A 21294-nucleotide genomic window follows, 5' to 3' on the forward strand; every position below is an offset into this window, starting at 1 on the left:
GCACCCTTCTCGGAGCCCTGCCAATGCCCCTGACCCGCGCTTTTTGCATCGCCAGCCTGCTCGCCGCCACCGCCGCCCCGGCATTCGCCGCTACGTACGGTCCCGAGCTGCAAGGCTTTGAATACCCCTACCCGCTTCAGCATTTCGAATTTCAATCCCAAGGCACGTCCCTGCAGATGGGTTATATGGATGTGCCCGCCAAAGGGCAGGCCAACGGCCGCAGCGTGGTGCTGATGCATGGCAAGAACTTCTGCGGCGCCACCTGGGAAAGCTCGATCAAGGCCCTCAGCGACGCCGGTTACCGGGTGATCGCGCCGGACCAGATCGGCTTCTGCAGTTCCAGCAAGCCCGACCATTATCAATACAGCTTCCAACAGTTGGCGACCAACACCCATCAACTGCTGGAAAAGCTCGGCATTCAAAAGGCCACCGTCATCGGCCATTCAACCGGTGGCATGCTTGCCACGCGTTACGCGCTGATGTTTCCCGAGCAGACCGAGCAGCTTGGCCTGGTAAACCCTATCGGCCTGGAAGACTGGAAGGCACTGGGGGTGCCCTCCCTCACCGTCGACCAATGGTATGCGCGTGAGCTGAAAGTCAATGCCGACGGCATTCGAAACTACCAGCTCAACACCTACTATGTCGGGCGCTGGAAGCCCGAGTACGAGCGTTGGGTGGACATGTACGCCGGTCTGAGCAACGGCCCGGGGCATACGCGGGTTGCATGGAACTCAGCGTTGATTTACGACATGATCTTCACCCAGCCGGTGTACTACGAGTTCAAGAACCTGCAGATGCCCACGCTGCTGCTGATCGGCACGTCGGACAACACTGCCATTGGCAAAGACGTCGCGCCGCCGGCGGTCAAGGCCAAGCTTGGTGACTATGCCGTGCTGGGCAAACAAGTGGCCCAATTGATTCCTCATGCAACCCTGGTGGAATTCCCGGGCCTGGGGCATGCACCGCAGATGGAGGAACCGGCCCGGTTTCACACGGCGCTGTTGCAGGGCTTGAACGCGCTTTAATCCAACCTTTAACGAGGCACTCGTGAATGTCGGTACAGATCGCAGTCATTGATGATTGGCAGCATGTGGCCAGTGACGTGGTGAATTGGTCGGTGCTAGAGGCCGTGGGCCAGGTGCATTTCCTGCACGACTACCCGACGGACACCGCCACCATGATCGAGCGTTTGAAGGGTTTCGAGGTGATTTGCGTGATGCGCGAACGCTCGACCTTCGACAAGGCCCTGCTGCAAGGTTTGCCGAAGCTCAAGCTGCTGGTGACCGGCGGCATGCGCAACGCAGCCATTGACCTACCGGCTGCCAGGGCGCTGGGCATCACGGTATGCGGCACCGACAGCTATAAACACGCAGCACCGGAGTTGACCTGGGCGCTGATCATGGCCTCTACGCGCAACCTGCTGGCCGAGGCCAACGCCTTGCGTGCAGGCCACTGGCAGGTTGGCCTGGGTGGCGATCTGTACGGCAAAACCCTGGGGGTTCTCGGCCTGGGCAGCATTGGCCAGAAAGTGGCGAAGTTTGCCCAGGTGTTCGGCATGCGGGTAATTGCCTGGAGCGAAAACCTTACGCCAGAACGTGCGGCGGAATCGGGCGTGACCTGGGTCAGCAAGCAAGCCCTGTTTGAACAGGCAGATATTCTTACCGTGCACCTCGTGCTCAGTGACCGCAGCCGGGGGCTGGTGGATGCCGAGGCGCTGGGGTGGATGAAACCGAGCGCTCGCCTGGTTAACACCGCCCGTGGGCCGATTGTGGATGAGTCGGCGCTGGTGCAGGCCTTGGAAAGCGGTCGCCTGGCAGGAGCGGCGCTGGACGTGTATACCGAGGAACCCTTGCCGGTGGACCACCCGTTCCGTCGCCTGCCAAACGTACTGGCCACGCCCCATGTGGGGTATGTGAGCGAACAGAATTATCGGCGGTTCTACGCGCAGATGATCGAAGACATTCAAGCGTGGGCGAACGGCGCGCCCATTCGCGTGCTGGGCTGACGCACCAATCAGGAGCGTGCGCCCCATGGTGTGATTGCCATAACGCCCCCTGTAGGAGCGAGCGTGCTCGCGGAAAGCCCGAGAGCACCGCGTTCTACCTGATGCGCAGTGGCGCCGCGATGGTTTTCGCGAGCACGCTCGCGCCTGCGGCTTAAAGGCCGAATTCAAAGCAGCATATCGTTACAAGTATTTTGTCCTACAAAATCTTCGTAGAAACCCTACGGGCTCTAGGATATGTCCTAGACTGATGACCGATGGGTCCGTTCCAAAACAAAAACCCCGCAAAAAATCGAAACTTTCCAACTCTGCCGTAGGTCCAGTTTTAAGGTAGGCGAGCACGCGTGATTCACGCGAAATGCCCGTCCATCCAATCTTTTTTGGCTAACCGTGCAACTGGCATACGCCTTGCCAGTTTGTACAGTGCTTGCGCGCCTGGCCGCAGGATGCGGTCATCGGAGCTAGTGGCAGCGGGCCATTAGCCGACCAACATGTGGGAGAGAACTATGATCAGTGCCGCTGTAAATATTCAGGGAGAGCGTGTCAGTCAGCCGGTAGGGGGACCTTCGCTGGTCGACCTGCCCACCACTGTGCGGCCGATCGTGAGTCAGAATCCTAATCGCAAGAAAGTCCTGTTCGTGACCTCCGAATTCGCCGACCTGGTAAAGACCGGCGGCCTGGGCGATGTGTCCGCGGCCCTGCCCCGCGCCATGGCCCACCTGCACGATGTGCGGGTGCTGATTCCGGGCTACCCGCAGGTGATGGAAAGCGATAACCCGATCCATATCATCGGTGAGCTGGGTGGCCACGCCGCGCTGCCACCCTGCAAGATCGGGCGAATGGACCTCAAGGACGGCCTGGTCATCTATGTACTGATCTGCCCCGAGTTGTATGAGCGCGAAGGCACGCCCTACGGCGCCAACAACGGCCGCGACTGGCCGGACAACCACATTCGTTTCGCCCGCCTGGGCCTGGCCGCCGCCGACATGGCCGCTAACCTTGCGCAGATCCACTGGTGCCCGGACCTGGTGCACGCCCACGACTGGCCCGCTGGCCTGGCGCCGGCGTATATGCACTGGCGTGGGTCACGCACGCCGACGCTGTTCACCATTCATAACCTGGCCTACCAAGGCGTGATCAGCCTGGCCTCCACGCCGGAACTGGGCATTCCGCCCCACGCCCTGCAGCAGGAAGGCATGGAGTTCTACGGCAAGATGTCCTACCTCAAGGCCGGCATGGCGTACTCCAGCCACATCACCACGGTGAGCGCCACCTACGCCCGGGAAATCACCACCCCTGAATTCGGCTGCGGCCTGGATGGCTTTCTGGCCAGCAAGACCCAGCAAGGCTTGCTCAGCGGCATTCCCAACGGCATTGAAGACAGCTGGGAAACCTCCACCGACCCGCACCTGACTCACAACTTCAACATAGGCGACTGGGAGGGCAAAGCGGTCAACGCCGCTCAAGTGCGCGAGCTGTTTGGCCTGAGTGAATCCACCGGCCCACTGTTCGCCGTGGTCTCACGCCTGGTGTTCCAGAAAGGCCTGGACCTGACTGAAGCCGTTGCCAGCTTTATTGTCGAGCAAGGTGGGCAGATCGCGATCATCGGTCGCGGCGAGCCGGAAGAAGAGAATGCCATGCGTGAACTGGCGCTGCGCTTTCCCGGCCAGATCGGTGTGCGCATCGGCTTCAACGAGACCGATGCTCGGCGCATGTTCGCCGGCAGTGACTTCCTGCTGATGCCGTCGCGCTATGAGCCGTGCGGCCTGAGCCAAATGTATGCCCAGCGCTTCGGCTCGCTGCCGGTCGCGCGCAATACCGGCGGCTTGGCTGACACCATCGAAAATGGCGTGACCGGTTTTCTGTTCAATGAATCCACGGTCGACAGCTACAAAGAAGCCTTGAGCCGCGCGTTCAAGGTGTTTGCCTACCCTGGCCTGCTCAATGCCATGCGCTGCCGGGCGATGACACAACCGTTCAATTGGAGCCAGGCGGTGGAACCCTACGCCGAACTGTATGAGCAACTGGTGGCTAAAGCACTGGGGAAATCCGCTAAATAACCAACGGGAGGTCTCTATAGATGCCGTTACGGACTCTGGAAACCTGGCCCCACGGCGCAATCATGCTGGACGCGCAACACACGCGTTTTGCCTTGTGGGCGCCAGACGCGCTTTATGTCAGCGTTGAATTGGAAAACGGCAAGTCCGTCGCCATGCTGCCCCAGGCAGAAGGCTGGTTTGAAACTGAAATAGCGTGCCCGGCGGGCACGCGCTACCGCTTCAATATCGACGGGGAAATGGATGTACCCGACCCTGCCTCCAGGGCCCAGGCCTCGGATGTACACGGTTGGAGCGTGGTGGTCGATCCCCTCGCCTATCAATGGCGTCACAGCCAGTGGCAAGGCCGCCCCTGGCACGAGGCCGTCATTTATGAGCTGCACGTCGGCGCGATGGGCGGCTATGCCGGTGTCGAGAAACATCTGCCACGCTTGGCCGAGCTGGGCGTGACTGCCATTGAATTGATGCCGCTGGCGCAATTTCCCGGTGAACGCAACTGGGGTTACGACGGCGTCCTGCCCTACGCGCCCCAAGCCTCCTACGGCACGCCCGACCAACTCAAGCACCTGATCGACAGTGCCCACGAACATGGCCTGGCGGTAATCCTCGACGTCGTTTACAACCACTTCGGCCCCGACGGCAACTACCTTGGCCAATACGCCAAAGGCTTCTTCCAGGAAGACGTGCACACGCCCTGGGGCGCGGGTATCGACTTCGATCGGCGTGAAGTACGGGACTTCTTCCTGGATAACGCCTTGATGTGGCTGCTCGAATATCGCTTCGACGGCCTACGCCTGGACGCCGTACACGCCATCGATAACCCGGACTTTCTCAAACAACTGGCTCACCGCGTTCGTGAGCAAGTCGACACGGGCCGACACGTCTGGCTGATGCTGGAAAACGAACTTAATCAAGCCAGCCTCCTGCAGCACGATTTTGACGCGCAATGGAATGATGACTTTCATAACGTCCTACACGTACTGCTGACCGGCGAAACCGACGCCTATTACAGCGACTTTGCCCAGGCGCCTACCGCCAAACTGGCGCGCTGCCTGGGCGAAGGCTTTATCTACCAGGGCCATACCACTCGCCATGGCCATGAACGCGGCGAACCCAGCGGGCACCTGCCGCCGAGCGCGTTTGTGGCGTTTTTGCAGAATCATGACCAGATCGGCAACCGTGCCCTGGGCGAGCGCCTGCATCAACTGTGCTCGCCCCAGGCGTTAGAGGCGGCGACGGCCCTGCTGCTGCTCTCACCCATGATCCCGCTGATGTTCATGGGCGACGAAGTCAACGCCAGCGAGCCCTTCCTGTTTTTTACCGACCACCATGGCGAACTGGCGGAAGCCGTACGCGAAGGCCGTCGTAACGAGTTCGCCGACTTCGCCGCGTTCCATGACCCGCAGCGACGTGAACGCATCCCTGATCCCAATGCGCTGGCGACTTTCCAGCAGTCGGCCCCGACCTTTGCAGACCATCCACACGCCCAGCTCTACCGCCAACTGCTGAACCTGCGCCACCACCACATCGTGCCGCACGTGCCGGGCAGCCTCGCGCTGGGCGCGCAGGTGCTGGCCGACGGTGCCGTCAGCGCGCGCTGGCGCCTGGGTAATGGCAGTCTGCTGCAGATCGACCTCAACCTGAGTGCCACGCCGCTGGATCATCCGGCCGCGGGGCCTGTCCTTTTCGAAACGCCTGCCAACCTCGGTGCCCACCTGCCGCCGTACAGCGCACGCGTTACCCTATCCCCTGTTGGAGAGCACCCTTGAGCGAAGCGAACCTGGAAATCCTCGCCAGCCGAGCGGGACTGGCCGTCGATTGGATCGACGCAAACGGCCGCCCGCAACGTGTAAAACCCGACGCCCTGCGCGCCGTTCTCAAAGGTCTGGGCCACCCGGCCGACAGCGATGCCGAGGTCGACGCCAGCCTGCTCGAACTGGAACGAGCGCAACAAGACACACACCTGCCGCCGCTGATGACCATCGACAGCGGCGAAGGCCTGGACCTGGCCCGCTACTTTGAACCCGACACCCTGTGTCGAGTCAGCCTCGAAGACGGCGAAACCCTGGATCTGCGCCTCGATGGCGACGCGGTGCTGCCGGGCGTCATCGCACTCGGTTATCACCAGGTGCATATCGCCGAACAGACCTTCACCTTGGCCGTCGCGCCTACCCATTGCTACAGCGTGGCCGAGGCCGTCGACAGCCGCCCGGCCCGCGCCTGGGGCCTCAGCGCGCAACTGTATAGCTTGCGCCGCCTGGGCGATGGCGGGTTTGGCGACACCCTGGCCCTGGAACACCTGGCCCGTTCGGCCGCCGAGCGCGGTGCCGATGCCCTGGCGATCAGCCCAATGCACGCAATGTTCAGCGCCGACACCGAGCGCTACAGCCCGTATTCGCCGTCGAGTCGTTTGTTCCTCAACAGTTTGTACGCCTCGCCGGGCTGCATCCTGGGTGAGCGCGAAGTGCGCAATGCCATCGACGCTTTAGGCCTGACGGATGAGCTGCACGACCTGGAACAACACACCCTCATCGACTGGCCCACGGCCGCCAAGGCCAAGCAACGCCTGCTGCGGGCGCTGTATGAGGACTTCCGCCACGGCCAGCATCCACAACACGCCGACTTCTTGAGTTTCCGCCAGGCCGGTGGTGAAGCGCTGGAAAACCACTGTCGCTTCGAAGCCGTGCAAGCGGCGCGTGCCGCCAAAGGTGAAGACCTCGACTGGCGCCACTGGCCCGAAGACTGGCGCAACCCGCAGAGCCCGGCGCTGGTCGCTTTCGCCGCAGCAAACGCGGATGAGATCGGCTATTTCGCCTTCAGCCAGTGGCTGATCGCCCGCTGCCTGGAACGTGCGCAACAAGCTGCCCGCGGCAGTGGCATGGGCGTCGGCTTGATTGCAGACCTGGCCGTGGGCGCCGACGGCGGTGGCAGCCAGGCCTGGAGTCGCCAGGACGAATTGCTTGCGAATCTGACCGTGGGCGCGCCACCCGATATCCTCAACCGTGCCGGCCAAGGCTGGGGCATCTCCGCGTTCTCCCCAGAAGGGCTTAAGCGCCATGGTTTCCGTGCATTTATCGAAATGCTGCGCGCCAACTTCGCCCATGCCGGTGGCTTGCGCATCGACCATGTGATGGGCCTGCAACGCCTATGGGTGATCCCCATGGGTGCCTCGCCGCGTGAAGGCGCCTACCTGTATTACCCAGTGGACGACCTGCTGCGCCTGCTGGCCTTGGAATCCCACCGCCACCACGCGATCGTGCTCGGAGAAGACTTGGGCACGGTACCGGACGGCCTGCGCGAAAAACTTATCGCGCGCTCGATCCTGGGTATGCGCGTGTTGTTGTTCGAGCAAAACCACGACGGCCAGTTCAAGCCGATCCTCGACTGGCCGGACAATGCCCTGGCCACCACCAGCACCCATGACCTGCCGACCCTCAACGGTTGGTGGCACAGCCGTGATATCGACTGGAACGTCCAGCTTGGCCTGATCGATGCGCCCACTGTGGAGCAATGGAGTGAACACCGCCTGCGCGAACGCCAGGCGCTGCGCCAGGCCTTGAGCCAGGACCCGCAGAACTTCGTCGAAGAAATCCGCAATGAAACCGACCATATGATCGACGCCAGCGTGCGCTACCTCGGCCATACCCGCGCCCCACTGGTGCTGTTGCCGCTGGAGGACGCCCTCGGCGTGGAGGAACAGGCCAACCTCCCTGGCACCACCGACACCCACCCTAATTGGCGCCGCCGCCTGCCGGGCGAGGCGTCAAGCCTGCTCGACAATGCCGGCGCAGCACGCCGCCTCGAACTGTTGGCCGTCGCGCGCAACCAAGCCTACGAGCGTGACCGATGAAAGCACTGCCCCTGCGCGCTACCCAGCGCCTGCAATTCCATAAAGGTTTCACCCTGGACGACGCGGTGCCGCTGGTGCCCTACTTCGCCCGCCTTGGCATCAGCCACCTGTACGCTTCACCGCTGCTCAGCGCCCGCGCCGGTTCCATGCATGGCTACGACGTGGTCGACCCCACCCGCGTGAACCCGGAATTGGGAGGCGAAGCCGCCTTGCGTCGTCTGGTCGCCGCGTTGCGTGAACACGGGATGGGCCTGATCCTCGATATCGTCTCCAACCATATGGCGGTGGGTGGTGCGGATAATCCTTGGTGGCTGGACCTGCTGGAATGGGGGCGCATGAGCCCCTACAGCGAGTTCTTCGATATCCAGTGGCACTCGCCCGACCCGCTGCTCAAAGGCCAGTTACTGATGCCGTTCCTTGGCAGCGATTACGGCGAAGCCTTGCAGAACGGCACCGTGAGCCTGCAGTTTGATGCGACCCACGGCGCGTTCTACGTTGAGCATTACGAACATCGTTTTCCGATATGCCCACGGGATTACGCGACGATCCTGGGTAACGATGAATTACTCAGGCCGTTGTCCGACCGCTTCAGCGCCCTGGCCTACCAGGACGATGCTTACCACGAAGCCGCCTGGCTCAAACAGGCACTGGCCGAACGGGCCACTGAAGAACCCGTACTCCAGGCCATCGAGGCGCAGCTGGCGACGTTCGACTTCGACCGCCTGCATAATCTGCTCGAACAACAGGCCTATCGCCTCGCCAGCTGGCGCACCGCAGCCGACGATATCAACTGGCGACGCTTCTTCGATGTCAACGAATTGGGCGGCTTGCGCGTAGAGCGCACCGCGGTATTTGAAGCCACCCATGGCAAGATCTTCGAACTGATCAGCGAAGGCCTGGTGGATGGCCTGCGCATCGACCATATCGACGGCCTTGCCGACCCGCGCGGGTATTGCCGCAAACTGCGCCGCCGGGTGGATTCGCTGGCGCCGGACCGGCATTTGCCGATCTTCGTGGAGAAGATCCTCGGCGAAGGCGAAACCCTGCGCACCGATTGGCAAGTGGACGGCACTACCGGCTACGAGTTCATGAACCAGCTGTCCCTGCTGCAACATCACCCGGACGGCTTCGAGCCTTTGGCCCAATTGTGGACCCGTCACAGTGAACGGCCTGCGGCGTTCATCGAAGAAGCACGGCTGGCGCGCCAGCAAATCCTCAACGGCTCCCTCGGCGGCGACTTTGAAAGCGTGGCACAAGCCCTGCTGCAAGTGGCCCGCGACGATGTGATGACCCGCGACCTGACACTAGGCGCCATCCGCCGTGCCTTGCAGGAACTGATTGTGCATTTCCCGGTGTACCGCACCTACATCAGCGCGCGTGGGCGCAGCGCTGCTGACGACACGCTATTCAAGCAAGCCATGGACGGCGCACGCACAACCCTGGGCGAAGGCGACTGGCCGGTGCTCGACCACCTGGAAAAATGGCTGGGCGGTGAGCCCTGGCGAAATCGCCCGGTGGGCCGTGAACGCAAGATCCTCAAGCATGCTTGTGTGCGCTTCCAGCAATTGACTTCTCCCGCTGCCGCCAAGGCCGTGGAAGACACCGCGTTCTATCGCTCGGCGGTACTGCTGTCGCGCAACGACGTGGGCTTCAGCACGGAACAGTTCAGCGCGCCATTGAGCGACTTTCATGCGGTCAACCAGCAGCGCCTGCAGACTTTTCCCGACAACCTGCTGGCCACTGCCACCCATGACCACAAGCGCGGCGAAGACACTCGCGCACGCCTGGCGGTGTTGAGTGAATGCGCGCCGTGGTACGTCGAACAGGTGGAGCATTGGCGCACCCTCGCCGCGCCGTTGCGTACCGATGCAAGCACGCCGTCGGCCGGCGATGAATTGATCCTGTATCAGGTCCTGCTGGGCAGTTGGCCGCTGGATCAGGGCGCTGACTTTGCTGCCTACCAGCAGCGCCTGTGGCAGTGGCAACAAAAAGCCCTGCGCGAAGCCAAGTTGCAGAGCAGCTGGAGCGCGCCCAACGAGGCTTATGAACAAGGCGTCGAAGCGTTCCTTTCACGGCTGCTGCTAAGCGAGGACGGCCGCGCCCTACGGACCGCCATCGGCAATGCTGCTCAAGCGATCGCCCCTGCCGGTGCGCTGAATGGCCTGGCGCAATCCTTGCTTCGTCTCACCGTGCCAGGTGTACCGGACCTGTACCAGGGCGTTGAGTTCTGGGATTTCAGCCTGGTAGACCCGGACAACCGTCGCCCGGTGGATTTCAGTGCACGGCAAGAGGCGCTGGCTACCCCTGCGGATATCGGCGAACTGTTGTTCAACTGGCGTGACGGGCGTATCAAACAGGCGCTGATTGCTCAGGTGTTGGCCGTGCGCATGGCCCATCCCGAGCTGTTCCGCAGCGCCACCTACACACCGCTGGAAGTGGTCGGCAAACACGCCGAGCGGGTGGTCGCCTTTTGTCGCGAACACCAGGGCAAACGCTTGCTGGTGGTGGTGCCACGTTGGCCCCATGACCTGCTTGAAAACGGTGTGCATCCCCAGATCAATGCGCAGGTTTGGGGCGATACACGGGTGAAATTACCGTTCGCCGCGACAACTCAAAACTGGAAGGGACTTTTTCATACAGGCGCAGTCACACCAGACAAGGAGCTGTTGGTTAGCGCTGCCCTGGGGGATTTCCCGGTCAATGTCTTTATCAATCCTGATGATCAAGAAAGCTGAAAATTTTCTGTGAGGAGCATTGTGATGAGTACTGAAGACAAACGCATACGCGAACTGGCGCATCAGATCTGGGAGTCCGAAGGCAAACCCCATGGTGAAGATGCGCGGCACTGGGAGATGGCGCGCAAACTGGCGGAGGCCGAAGCGCTGACGCCGAGCAAGCCCAAGGCAGCCGTCAAACCCAAGGCTGGCGCCCCCAAGCCGCCGGCAAAAGCCAAGCCCGCGACGGCCGCGGCCAGCAAGCCGGCGCCACCGGCCGCTAAAAAGCCAGCCGCGCCGAAAAAGCCCAAGCCTTGACCCCTCACCTCTTGCCGACGCTGTCGGCAAGAGGTGATTTCAACTACCAGACTCTCAGCTGAAATGTCGTCAGCAAGGCCGCGTTCGGCCTGAAAAAAGACCCTTGCAGGAGCAACTCAATGCGCAAACCCGATAAAACCCCTTCGACGCCGGGCAATGAGCCGTCGCGAATTCGTGAAGGTTTGCCCTTCCCCCTTGGCGCCACTTGGGACGGCCTGGGCGTCAACTTTGCCTTGTTCTCGGCCAACGCGACCAAGGTCGAGCTGTGCCTCTTCGATGATTCCGGCGAAGTGGAACTGGAGCGAATCGAACTGCCGGAATACACCGACGAAACCTTCCACGGTTACCTGCCCGACGCCCACCCCGGGCTGATTTACGGCTACCGCGTGTACGGCGCGTATGACCCGGCCAATGGCCATCGTTTCAACCACAACAAATTGCTGATCGACCCCTATGCCAAGCAACTGGTGGGCGAACTGAAGTGGTCCGAAGCACTGTTTGGCTACACCATCGGCCACCCGGACGACGACCTCAGTTTCGACGAACGCGACAGTGCGCCCTTCGTGCCCAAGTGCAAGGTCATCGACCCGGCACACACCTGGGGCAATGACCAACCCGTGCGTGTGCCATGGGATCGCACGATCATCTACGAGACCCACCTGCGCGGCATCAGCATGCGCCACCCTTCCGTGGGCGAATCCGTGCGCGGCACCTGCGCCGGGCTGATGGAAGACGACGTACTCAAGCACATTCGCCAGTTGGGCGTATCGTCGGTCGAATTGCTGCCCGTGCATGCCTTCGTCAATGACCAGCACCTGCTGCAAAAAGGCATGACGAACTATTGGGGTTACAACAGCATCGCGTTTTTCGCCCCTGACCCGCGTTACCTGGCCAGCGGCAAGATCGCCGAGTTCAAGGAAATGGTCGCGCACCTGCATGAGCAGAAGCTGGAAGTGATTCTCGACGTGGTCTACAACCACACCGCCGAAGGCAACGAGCGCGGCCCGACCCTGTCCATGCGCGGTATCGACAACGCGTCGTACTACCGTCTGATGCCCGATGACAAGCGCTTCTATATCAACGATTCCGGCACCGGCAATACCCTGGACCTGAGCCATCCGTGCGTGTTGCAGATGGTCACCGACTCCTTGCGTTACTGGGCCAATGAGATGCACGTCGACGGTTTCCGCTTCGACCTGGCGACTATTCTTGGCCGTTACCGCGATGGTTTCGATGAGCGCCACAGTTTCCTGGTCGCCTGTCGCCAGGACCCGGTATTGCGCCAGCTCAAACTGATCGCCGAGCCCTGGGACTGCGGCCCAGGCGGCTATCAGGTGGGTAACTTCCCACCGGGCTGGGTCGAATGGAACGACCGTTTCCGCGACACCGTGCGCGCGTTCTGGAAAGGCGATGACGGCCAGTTGGCGGATTTTGCCGGGCGCATGACCGCTTCGGGCGAGATGTTCAACCATCGGGGCCGCCGCCCCTACAGCTCGGTGAACTTCATCACCGCCCATGATGGTTTCACCCTGCACGACCTGGTGTCCTACAACGACAAGCACAACGAAGCCAACGACGAAAACAACCAGGACGGCAGCAACAACAACCTGTCCTGGAACCACGGCGTCGAAGGACCGACCGATGACCCGGAAATCAACGAACTGCGCCTGCGCCAGATGCGGAATTTTTTCGCCACCCTGCTGCTGGCCCAAGGTACACCGATGATCGTGGCGGGTGATGAGTTCGCCCGTACCCAGCACGGCAACAACAACGCCTACTGCCAGGACAGCGAGATCGGCTGGGTCAACTGGGACTTGGACGACGACGGCAAGGCCCTGCTCAAGTTTGTGAAACGCCTGATCAAACTGCGCCTGGCCTACCCGATTCTGCGGCGTGGACGCTTCCTGGTGGGCGACTACAACGAAGACATCGGCGTGAAGGACGTCACCTGGCTCGCGCCGGATGGCAATGAAATGACCACCGAACAGTGGGAAGACAGCCACGGCCGTTGCCTGGGGATGCTGATGGATGGCCGTGCGCAGGAAACCGGGATCCGCCGTGCCGGCGCGGATGCCACCTTGCTGCTGGTGGTCAACGCCCATCACGACATGGTCAATTTCCGTCTGCCACCGGTGCCCGAAGGCGAGTTCTGGACCTGCATGCTTGATACCAATTCCCCAGCAGTGCGGGGCCAGGAGCGCTTTGATTTCGATCATGAGTACGCGGTGACCGGCCGTTCGTTGCTCCTGTTTGAATTGCAGCGTGAAGACGAGGTGTGACATGGCTCCGCATGGAATCCTTCAAGGCTACCGGGGCTATGCGGACACGCACGCCCTGGGCGCGGCCCTGAAGGCACTTCAGGAAGAAGGCCTGGACCAACTGCCCTTGCCGGGCAGCGGTCAGACGCTCGAACGGTTCAGTCGCCTGGCGCAGGTGGCAGGCCATGACCTGCGCTTGTGCAAGCTGTTCGAAGGCCACACCGATGCGCTGGCAATCATGGCTGAACTCAATAGCCCGTCACCGCCCTTGGGTAGCACCTGGGGCATGTGGGCAGCCGAGCCCCCCACCGCCAAGGTGCGCGTGTTCAAAGACGGCCATCGCCTTAAGGTACAAGGGCGTAAGGCCTGGTGCTCCGGCGCGGCGGTGGTCAGCCATGGGTTGTTGACGGCCTGGGACGAAGAAGACCGCCAGCAGTTGGTGGCGGTTGCCATGGATCAACCGGGCATCATCGTGTCGGACGAAGGTTGGAACGCCGTGGGCATGGCCGCCACCGGCAGTGTGGACGTCGTGTTTGACGAAGCCTGGGGGATCGCCGTGGGCGGACCGGGGGATTACCTCGCCCGCCCGGGTTTCTGGCAAGGCGGCATTGGCATTGCCGCCTGCTGGTACGGCGCGGCGCAACGCCTGGCGGAAGTCCTGCGTGACCAGTGCAGCAAGCGCCCTGAGCCCCATGCCCTCGCCCACCTCGGCGCGGTCGACAGCGCGCTGAACAGTGCCGCGTGTGTACTGCGCGCCAGCGCGGAACAGGTCGACCACGCCCCAAAGTCCAATGCCAGGATGTGGGCCCAGCAGACGCGGGCCTGCATCGAAGACACGGTCGAGCAAGTCATGCGCCACGTCGGCCGGGCCGTCGGAGCCGGGCCTTATTGCAAGGATCCGCACTTTGCCCAGTTGATGGCGGACTTGCCGGTGTATGTGCGCCAGAGTCACGCCGAACGCGACTTGGCCAGCCTCGGCGAATGCGTCGCCGGTGAACCCCCAGGGAGGTGGCAATTATGAAACCCAATCCGATCGTCGGCCAAGGCACGCCGCTGCATCGATGGCAGGCGTCGTCAAAGCTGGCCGAACTGCAGTGGATCAGTGTTGAGCAGTTGGTGCCCGAAGGCCATCGGGCGGTGATCGTTGCCCCCCACCCGGATGACGAGGTGCTGGGTTGTGGTGGCCTGATGCAGGGTCTGGCGGCGCTGGGCCGAGCGATCCAACTGATTTCGGTCACCGATGGCAGTGCCAGTCATCCGGGCTCGCGGCGTTGGCCGGTTGAGCGTTTGAGTGTCGTGCGCCCCCAGGAATCGGCGCAGGCCCTGCATCGTCTCGGCTTGCCGCTGCACAGTCTGCAATGGCTGCGCGCAGGGTTTACCGACAGCAAGGTGGCAGCGCGGGAAGAAGAACTGACGGCCTTCATTCAGCGTTATCTCAAACCCACCGACGTGGTGTTCACCACCTGGCGCGAAGACGGTCATTGCGACCATGAGGCCGTCGGCCGTGCCAGCGCCAAGGCCTCCCTTGCGGTAGGCGCCACCCTGTATGAACTGCCGGTGTGGACCTGGCATTGGGCAACCCCCGAAGACAGCCAGGTGCCCTGGCACCGCGCCCGCAAAATCCCGTTGAGCTGTGAAGCGGTAGCTCGCAAACGCCACGCCATCCATGCCTTCGCCAGCCAGTTGGAGGGCGATCCGCAGATCGGTCTGGGGCCCGTGTTGGCGCCCTACGTGGTGGAGCGCCTGCTGCAACCTTTTGAAGTGGTATTCGTATGAGTGTGGCTACCCCGTATTTCGACCAACTGTTCGCCGGGAACGATGACCCCTGGGCCTTCCGTCAACGCTGGTACGAGCGCCGCAAACGCGCGTTGACCCTGGCACTGCTCACGCGTGCGCGCTACACCTCGGTGTTCGAGCCCGGTTGCGCCAATGGCGAACTGAGCTTCGAGCTGGCAGCCCGCTGTGACCGCTTGCTGTGTTGCGACACGGCATCGGCGGCCGTTGCGTTGGCGCGCAGTCGTTTGTTGGGCTTTTCGCATGCCCAGGTGCAACAAAGCCGTTTGCCCGAACAGTGGCCCACGGGCCAGTTTGAGCTGATCGTATTGAGCGAGTTGTGTTATTACCTCGACGCCGATGACCTGTGCGCACTTATTGTTCGTGCCCGCGCGTCGTTGACCGTCGACGGTCAGCTACTGGCGTGCCATTGGCGCCCCGTCATCGAAGGCTGCCCGCACACTGGCGAACAGGTGCACGCCCTGCTCCACGAGCGTTTGGACATGCCCCGCGTGGCCACTCATCACGAACACGACTTCCTTCTCGACCTGTGGAGCCGCGACGGCACTTCGGTCGCTACCCTTGAGGGCTTGCGATGATCGGCATTCTGATCCCGGTACACAACGAAGAGGCGCTGCTGGGCGACTGCCTGAAAGCGGCTCTGATCGCGGCCAGCCATCCGGGTTTACTGGGTGAAACCGTCTTGGTCCTGGTGGTGCTGGACAGTTGCAGCGACGGCAGCACCGCGATTGCCCAGGCCTACCCGGTGCAATGCCTGGAAGTCCAGGCACGCAATGTGGGTCACGTGCGTGGCGTGGGTGCGCGGCATCTGCTCAATCAGGGCGCCCGCTGGATTTCGTGCACCGACGCCGACAGCCGCGTGGCGCCTGATTGGCTGGTGGCCCAATTGGCGCTGGGCGCCGATGCCGTGTGTGGCACGGTCACTGTGGACACCTGGAGCGAGGATTTTGACCCTGCCGCACAGATTCGTTATCACCAGGGTTACGAGGCGCGGGACGGTCACCGGCATATCCACGGTGCCAACCTGGGGGTGAGCGCCAGTGCCTATGTCCGCGCCGGTGGTTTCGAACCCTTGCCGTGCCATGAGGATGTGCAGTTGGTGCGTAACCTGGAGCTGTGTGGCGCCTCCATCGCCTGGAGCCATTCCCCGCAAGTGATCACCAGTGCGCGCCTGGATGCCCGCGCACAGGGCGGTTTCGGGGATTACTTGAAGAGCCTGATGCTCGCCACTTGAAAAAAGCGACATTACAAAATGTAAAACCGACCAATCCTTGTCTATGCTGATGACGCCTTGCTAGCGTTCCAGGGTTGGAGTGCCATGCAACCACTGCGGCAGAGCCTGTGGTGGAAAAAGAGCGTCGTCCCGTCAACGGGCCACGACCCAGCATCAACCGACAAGGATGTGACACCCCATGAAGCTTGCTTCCTTAAGCGACGGCCGTCGCGGCCCTGAGCAAATCTGGAACAGCGCCCCGCAGCTGGCGCAAATTCCTCCTATCTCCCCGTCCTCATTGGTGCCACCCGGCGCACGCGTGGTCATCGTCGCGCCCCATCCCGGCGACGAAGTGCTGGCCTGTGGCGGCCTGCTGCAACTGCTCAGCACGCTGGAACACCCGCTGCAACTGATCTCCATCACGGATGGCAGTGCCAGCCATCCTGGCTCCAACGTCTGGCCGGCCAGCCGCCTCAGTGTGGTGCGCCCTCAGGAAAGTGCTGAAGCCTTGCGGCGCCTCGGCATGCCTTTGCACAGCCTGAAGTGGATTCGCGGCGGTTTCTGCGACAACGCCCTCGCCTCCCGTGAGCCGCAACTGAGTCAGTTCATTGCGCGCTACCTGCAGTCGGGCGATGTGGTGTTCAGTACTTGGCGCAACGATGGCAATGACGACCACGACAGCGTCGGCCGCGCCAGCGCCAAGGCCTGCGCCCTGGTGGGCGCGCAGCTGTATGAACTGCCGATCTGGGCCTGGCACTGGCCCGCTCGCGAAGGCGCGATCATCCCCTGGCAACGCGCACGCAAGGTGCGCCTGGACACCTGGAGCGTGGCGCGCAAGCTTCACGCCGCCCACGCCTATGCCAGCCAGTTGGCCGGTGATCCGGCGATCGGCCTGGCGCCCATGCTGGCCCAGGTGCTGCTGGAGAGAATGCGCGAACCTTATGAGATCGTGCTGTCGTAGCGCGGGGTTTGTATCGCAATGTGTACAGAGCCCACTGGGATACACCGTCTTTAACTCAAGCGGTTTCCTGAAACAGCACAGATACAACGCGGCGTTCAACTGAGCAGCAGGCACACATTCAGCCGCAGGAGGCTCGCCATGCACGCTCAATTGACTCGCCGCTTCACACACCGATCCCTTTTCCTGGCCCTGGCCTTGTCGCAATTCGGTGTGCTGGGCGTGGCCCATGCCGAAATGCCCGACGCGCCCACCCGCGCCGTCACCAGCGCGCAAACGGCCTTCGGTGCCCTCAAGCACATCAAGGCCGGTCTGCTGGATGTGGCCTACGCCGAAGTTGGCCCGGCCACGGGGCCGGCGGTGATCTTGCTGCATGGCTGGCCCTACGATATCGACAGCTACGCCCAGGTCGCCCCGCTGCTGGCGGCCAAGGGTTATCGCGTGTTGATCCCCTACGCCCGGGGCTATGGTGACACCCGTTTCCTCTCGGACAAGACCCTGCGCAACGGCCAACCGGCGGCGCTGGCCAGTGATGTGATCGACTTCATGGACGCGCTGAAGATCAAACAAGCCGTACTCGGCGGCTACGACTGGGGCGCGCGTTCGGCGGACATCGTTTCAGCGCTGTGGCCGGAGCGGGTCAAGGCGCTGGTGTCGGTCAGCGGTTACCTGATCGGCAACCAGGCGGCGGGCAAGAATCCTTTGCCGCCTAAAGCCGAGCTGCAATGGTGGTATCAGTTCTACTTTGCGACCGAGCGCGGTGCCGCCGGTTATCAGAAGAACACCCACGATTTTGCCAAGCTGATCTGGCAACTGGCTTCGCCGCAATGGAAGTTCGATGACGCCACCTTCGACCGCAGCGCCAAGGGCCTGGAGAACCCGGACCATGTCGCGATCACCGTGTTCAACTACCGCTGGCGCCTGGGTCTGGTGCAGGGGGAAACGCAGTACGCGCCCTTGGAGCAGAAACTCGCCCAGGCGCCGTCGATTGGCGTGCCGACCATCACCCTCGAAGGCGATGCCAACGGCGCCCCGCACCCTCAACCTGAAGATTACGCCAAGCGTTTTACCGGCAAGTACGCGTTCCGCCTGATCAACGGCGGTGTGGGCCACAACCTGCCTCAGGAAGCGCCCGAAGCGTTTGCCAAGGCAATCATTGACGCGGATCACCTGTGATGAAGCGCTTGTGTATAGCCGCATTGGCCCTGGCGAGTTCGGCCTGTGCATTGGCCGACAGCGCTCCGTCACCGATCTACGGCGTGACCATTCCCGACGGCTACCGCCAATGGGAATTGGTGGCGCCCGCCCAGGAGGCGGATCCGTTGAACGAGCTGCGCGTGGTGCTGGGCAACAGTGCCGCGCTCAAGGCTTACCGAGAGGGCAAGCTGCCTTTCCCGGATGGCACCGTCCTGGCCAAATTGGCGTGGAAGCATGAACAGTCGCCGGAGTTCAAGACTGCGTCCATCCCCGGCGCGGCGACCACGGTACAGTTCATGGTCAAGGACTCGAAGAAATACGCGTCCACCGGAGGCTGGGGGTTCGGCCGGTTCATCAATGGCAAGCCGGCCGATGAAGCGCAGCACCAGACGTGCTTTGCGTGCCACCAGGCATTGGTGAAGGATCGGGATTATGTCTTTACCAAACTGGCACCCTGAAAGCGCGAGAACGGGTAGGCGATCCACAGCCAGATAAACCAGGCCGGCATCACGCACAGCGCCAGGCGTGTATCCGGCCGCAACGCCAGCAGGCCCAGCACAAACGCGAGAAACGCCAGCGAGAACCAGGCCATCGGCACCCCACCAGGCATCTTGTAGAGGGATTTGGCATGCAGGTCCGGACGTTTTTTGCGGTAGGCAATGTAGGACGCCAGGATCGTCGACCAGGTAAAGATCACCAGGATTGCCGACACGGTTGACACGATGGTGAAGGCGGTCATCACCTCCGGCACGACAAACAGCAACACCAGCCCCAGCAACATCAGCAAGGTGGTAAAGGCCAGGCTGATAAACGGCACGCTGCTCTTGGACAAACGCCGGAAGATCCCCGGTGCATCCCCCAGGTCTGCCAAGCCGAACAACATGCGGCTGGCGGAAAACACGCCACTGTTGGCCGACGATGCCGCCGAGGTCAGCACGACGAAATTGACGATGCCCGCCGCTGCCGGAAACCCCGCCACCAGGAACAACTCCACGAACGGGCTCTTGCTCGGCGAGACGTGCTGCCATGAGGTCACCGCGATGATGCATGCCAGGGCCAGCACGTAGAACAGGATGATGCGCAGCGGGATCGAGTTGATTGCCTTGGGCAGCGTCTTCTCCGGCGCACGGGTTTCGGCGGCGGCGGTGCCGATCAGCTCGGTGCCGGCAAAGGAGAAAATCGCCATCTGGAACCCGGCAAAAAAGCCGAACAGGCCATTGGGAAACGCGGCCTGCGGGTCCAATAAATGGGTGAATGAAGCCGTGACTCCGGTCGGCGAGACAAACGAACTGGCGATCAGGACCCCACTCACGCCGATCAAGGTCAGCACGGCAATGAGCTTGATGATCGCGAACCAGAACTCCACTTCGCCAAACAGCCTGACCGTCAATACATTCAACGCAAACAACGTGAGCAGCATGCCCACTGCCGGCATCCAGGCCGGCACATGGGGGAACCAGTACTGGAAGAAGCCACCGACCACCACCGCGTCCCCGATCACCGCCACGCTCCAGCTCAACCAATACGACCAGCCCAGGAAAAACGCCGCGCGCGGCCCCAGGTAGGCGCCGGCAAAATCGGCGAAGCTCTTGAAGTTGAGGTTCGACAGCAGCAGTTCGCCCATGGCGCGCATGACGAAATACACAAAGAGCCCGATGATCATGTAAATCAGGATGATCGAGGTGCCGGACAGCGCAATGATCTTGCCGGAGCCCATGAACAGACCGGTGCCGATTGCACCGCCCATGGCCATCAACTGGATATGGCGGTTGCTCAGGGTGCGTTGCAACGCAGGCTTCTCATAAAGCCCGGACGTGGTTGTTTTCATCACAAAACCTCTTGTTATGTTTTTGAGTTTTGGCAGAAGAAAAGACGACGGATTGTTGTTATCGGGTGTTGCTTTCGAAACCGTGCAGTACGTTGACGGCGTTGATGCCGATTTCATCGACCATGTAGCCGCCTTCCATCACGAACAGGGTTGGCACTCCGACGCTGGCGATGATTTCACCCATACCGAGGAAGTCCTGGCTGTCGAGGAGGAAGTGGCTGATGGGGTCGTCCTTGAAGGTGTCGACCCCCAGGGAGATCACCAGCACGTCGGGGGCAAAGTCGCGCAGTTGCCGACAGGCATCGATCAGGGCGGTCTGGTAGTGATCCCAGGTGGTGTTTTTGGGCAGCGGGTAATTCAGGTTGAAACCCTCTCCCGCGCCCGCGCCGCGTTCGTTGGCAGCGCCGGAGAAATACGGATAAGACACCGCCGGGTCGCCATGCAGGGAAATGAACAGTACGTCCGGGCGATCGTAGAAAATATTCTGCGTGCCGTTGCCGTGGTGGAAATCCACATCCAGCACCGCCACGCGCTTGGCGCCTTGGGTCACGGCGTGCTGTGCGGCAATCGCTGCGTTGTTGAGGTAGCAATAACCGCCCATGTATTCGCGGGCCGCGTGGTGGCCCGGTGGGCGGCACAGGGCGAACGCACTCTGATGGCCTTCGCCGATCAGCGCCAGGCCGGTCAAGGCGATATCCGCGCTGGTTTTGACCGCATCCCAGGTGGTGCGGGTAATCGGCGAGCCTGCGTCCATGGCAAAGAAACCGAGCTTGCCGTCGATAAACTCCGGCACCTGCTGGTTGGCCAGGTCACGGACCGGCCATACCAGGGGCAATGCGTCATGGCTGCGACCGATGGCGCTCCATTCGGCCCAAGCGGTTTCCAGGAAGGTCACATAGCGCTCGCTGTGGGCGTTGACATAACAGGCCCGATCAAAGCGGCGCGGTGTGATGATATCGCCCAGGCCAACCTGCCTGACGCGGTCACGCACGGTGTCGGCGCGGCTCGGTTGTTCGAATGAAGGTTTCAGCACGCCGTCTTTGAGTTCGGTGCCGTGGTGCAAACGGTGGGTTTCGCTAAAAACAGTCAACATGGGTGGGCATCC

Annotated in this window: 17 protein-coding genes; 15 read left to right on the forward strand and 2 right to left on the reverse strand. The window is 62.1% G+C overall.

Going from position 1 to position 21294, the window contains the following annotated elements; genetic code table 11:
* Positions 1 to 23 precede the first annotated feature (23 nt).
* From BMZ57_RS18505 to BMZ57_RS18575, 15 genes are all read left to right on the forward strand, one after another.
* Positions 24 to 1025 carry an alpha/beta fold hydrolase gene (locus BMZ57_RS18505; RefSeq protein WP_021493042.1) on the forward strand — a complete coding sequence of 334 codons (1002 nt, stop codon included), beginning with the start codon at positions 24 to 26 and terminating at the stop codon, positions 1023 to 1025.
* A gap of 26 nt (positions 1026 to 1051) precedes the next feature.
* Positions 1052 to 2005, forward strand: a complete 954-nt coding sequence (locus tag BMZ57_RS18510) for a D-2-hydroxyacid dehydrogenase family protein (RefSeq protein ID WP_044287250.1) — start codon at positions 1052 to 1054, stop codon at positions 2003 to 2005.
* Between the two features lie 503 nt (positions 2006 to 2508).
* The gene (gene glgA, locus BMZ57_RS18515; protein WP_010210217.1) at positions 2509 to 4062 is read left to right on the forward strand and encodes a glycogen synthase GlgA; all 1554 of its coding nucleotides are present in this window, start codon (positions 2509 to 2511) and stop codon (positions 4060 to 4062) included.
* A gap of 20 nt (positions 4063 to 4082) precedes the next feature.
* A complete protein-coding gene (gene treZ, locus BMZ57_RS18520) occupies positions 4083 to 5828 on the forward strand; it encodes a malto-oligosyltrehalose trehalohydrolase (RefSeq protein WP_069673015.1) in 1746 nt (581 codons plus the stop codon).
* Entirely contained in the window at positions 5825 to 7909 is a 2085-nt protein-coding gene (gene malQ / locus BMZ57_RS18525; protein WP_010210215.1) for a 4-alpha-glucanotransferase, read from the forward strand. Before treZ ends, malQ begins: the two co-directional genes overlap by 4 nt.
* Positions 7906 to 10644, forward strand: a complete 2739-nt coding sequence (locus BMZ57_RS18530; protein WP_069673014.1) for a malto-oligosyltrehalose synthase — start codon at positions 7906 to 7908, stop codon at positions 10642 to 10644. Before malQ ends, BMZ57_RS18530 begins: the two co-directional genes overlap by 4 nt.
* Positions 10645 to 10668: 24 nt before the next feature.
* On the forward strand, positions 10669 to 10941 hold the full coding sequence (locus BMZ57_RS18535) for a DUF2934 domain-containing protein (protein ID WP_010210212.1): 273 nt from the start codon (positions 10669 to 10671) through the stop codon (positions 10939 to 10941).
* A 119-nt stretch (positions 10942 to 11060) separates the two neighbouring features.
* A complete protein-coding gene (glgX, locus tag BMZ57_RS18540) occupies positions 11061 to 13220 on the forward strand; it encodes a glycogen debranching protein GlgX (RefSeq protein ID WP_010210210.1) in 2160 nt (719 codons plus the stop codon).
* A 1-nt stretch (position 13221) separates the two neighbouring features.
* Complete coding sequence (locus BMZ57_RS18545) at positions 13222 to 14220, forward strand: acyl-CoA dehydrogenase family protein (RefSeq protein ID WP_069673013.1); 999 nt, start codon at positions 13222 to 13224, stop codon at positions 14218 to 14220.
* The gene (locus BMZ57_RS18550) at positions 14217 to 14975 is read left to right on the forward strand and encodes a PIG-L deacetylase family protein (protein ID WP_010210207.1); all 759 of its coding nucleotides are present in this window, start codon (positions 14217 to 14219) and stop codon (positions 14973 to 14975) included. Before BMZ57_RS18545 ends, BMZ57_RS18550 begins: the two co-directional genes overlap by 4 nt.
* On the forward strand, positions 14972 to 15571 hold the full coding sequence (locus tag BMZ57_RS18555; protein WP_069673012.1) for an SAM-dependent methyltransferase: 600 nt from the start codon (positions 14972 to 14974) through the stop codon (positions 15569 to 15571). The genes BMZ57_RS18550 and BMZ57_RS18555 overlap by 4 nt, the downstream gene beginning before the upstream one ends.
* The gene (locus BMZ57_RS18560) at positions 15568 to 16227 is read left to right on the forward strand and encodes a glycosyltransferase family 2 protein (RefSeq protein WP_042572290.1); all 660 of its coding nucleotides are present in this window, start codon (positions 15568 to 15570) and stop codon (positions 16225 to 16227) included. The genes BMZ57_RS18555 and BMZ57_RS18560 overlap by 4 nt, the downstream gene beginning before the upstream one ends.
* 178 nt (positions 16228 to 16405) lie before the next feature.
* Positions 16406 to 17167, forward strand: a complete 762-nt coding sequence (locus BMZ57_RS18565; RefSeq protein ID WP_010210200.1) for a PIG-L deacetylase family protein — start codon at positions 16406 to 16408, stop codon at positions 17165 to 17167.
* Between the two features lie 138 nt (positions 17168 to 17305).
* A complete protein-coding gene (locus tag BMZ57_RS18570) occupies positions 17306 to 18340 on the forward strand; it encodes an alpha/beta fold hydrolase (RefSeq protein WP_069673011.1) in 1035 nt (344 codons plus the stop codon).
* Positions 18340 to 18819, forward strand: coding sequence for a cytochrome P460 family protein (locus tag BMZ57_RS18575; RefSeq protein WP_010210198.1), 480 nt, complete (start codon positions 18340 to 18342; stop codon positions 18817 to 18819). The genes BMZ57_RS18570 and BMZ57_RS18575 overlap by 1 nt, the downstream gene beginning before the upstream one ends.
* Here the strand turns inward: BMZ57_RS18575 and BMZ57_RS18580 are convergent.
* Both BMZ57_RS18580 and BMZ57_RS18585 read right to left on the reverse strand, forming a co-directional pair.
* Complete coding sequence (locus BMZ57_RS18580; protein WP_021493036.1) at positions 18792 to 20189, reverse strand: amino acid permease; 1398 nt, start codon at positions 20187 to 20189, stop codon at positions 18792 to 18794. The genes BMZ57_RS18575 and BMZ57_RS18580 overlap by 28 nt on opposite strands.
* A gap of 58 nt (positions 20190 to 20247) precedes the next feature.
* On the reverse strand, positions 20248 to 21282 hold the full coding sequence (locus tag BMZ57_RS18585) for a histone deacetylase family protein (RefSeq protein WP_047541775.1): 1035 nt from the start codon (positions 21280 to 21282) through the stop codon (positions 20248 to 20250).
* Positions 21283 to 21294 lie beyond the last annotated feature (12 nt).

It is taken from the genome of Pseudomonas simiae, from assembly GCF_900111895.1.
In the GTDB taxonomy this organism is placed as follows: Bacteria; Pseudomonadota; Gammaproteobacteria; order Pseudomonadales; family Pseudomonadaceae; genus Aquipseudomonas; species Aquipseudomonas simiae.

What these genes read in the sequence shown, in the direction of transcription:
- glgX (WP_010210210.1), top strand. Translation starts at nt 11,061, where the DNA reads ATGCGCAAACCCGATAAAACCCCTTCGACGCCGGGCAATGAGCCGTCG.
- BMZ57_RS18510 (WP_044287250.1), top strand. Translation starts at nt 1,052, where the DNA reads ATGTCGGTACAGATCGCAGTCATTGATGATTGGCAGCATGTGGCCAGT.
- BMZ57_RS18570 (WP_069673011.1), top strand. Translation starts at nt 17,306, where the DNA reads ATGCACGCTCAATTGACTCGCCGCTTCACACACCGATCCCTTTTCCTG.
- BMZ57_RS18565 (WP_010210200.1), top strand. Translation starts at nt 16,406, where the DNA reads ATGAAGCTTGCTTCCTTAAGCGACGGCCGTCGCGGCCCTGAGCAAATC.
- BMZ57_RS18580 (WP_021493036.1), bottom strand. Translation starts at nt 20,189, where the DNA reads ATGAAAACAACCACGTCCGGGCTTTATGAGAAGCCTGCGTTGCAACGC.
- BMZ57_RS18535 (WP_010210212.1), top strand. Translation starts at nt 10,669, where the DNA reads ATGAGTACTGAAGACAAACGCATACGCGAACTGGCGCATCAGATCTGG.
- BMZ57_RS18550 (WP_010210207.1), top strand. Translation starts at nt 14,217, where the DNA reads ATGAAACCCAATCCGATCGTCGGCCAAGGCACGCCGCTGCATCGATGG.
- BMZ57_RS18545 (WP_069673013.1), top strand. Translation starts at nt 13,222, where the DNA reads ATGGCTCCGCATGGAATCCTTCAAGGCTACCGGGGCTATGCGGACACG.
- BMZ57_RS18530 (WP_069673014.1), top strand. Translation starts at nt 7,906, where the DNA reads ATGAAAGCACTGCCCCTGCGCGCTACCCAGCGCCTGCAATTCCATAAA.
- BMZ57_RS18560 (WP_042572290.1), top strand. Translation starts at nt 15,568, where the DNA reads ATGATCGGCATTCTGATCCCGGTACACAACGAAGAGGCGCTGCTGGGC.
- BMZ57_RS18585 (WP_047541775.1), bottom strand. Translation starts at nt 21,282, where the DNA reads ATGTTGACTGTTTTTAGCGAAACCCACCGTTTGCACCACGGCACCGAA.
- BMZ57_RS18555 (WP_069673012.1), top strand. Translation starts at nt 14,972, where the DNA reads ATGAGTGTGGCTACCCCGTATTTCGACCAACTGTTCGCCGGGAACGAT.
- BMZ57_RS18575 (WP_010210198.1), top strand. Translation starts at nt 18,340, where the DNA reads ATGAAGCGCTTGTGTATAGCCGCATTGGCCCTGGCGAGTTCGGCCTGT.
- glgA (WP_010210217.1), top strand. Translation starts at nt 2,509, where the DNA reads ATGATCAGTGCCGCTGTAAATATTCAGGGAGAGCGTGTCAGTCAGCCG.
- BMZ57_RS18505 (WP_021493042.1), top strand. Translation starts at nt 24, where the DNA reads ATGCCCCTGACCCGCGCTTTTTGCATCGCCAGCCTGCTCGCCGCCACC.
- treZ (WP_069673015.1), top strand. Translation starts at nt 4,083, where the DNA reads ATGCCGTTACGGACTCTGGAAACCTGGCCCCACGGCGCAATCATGCTG.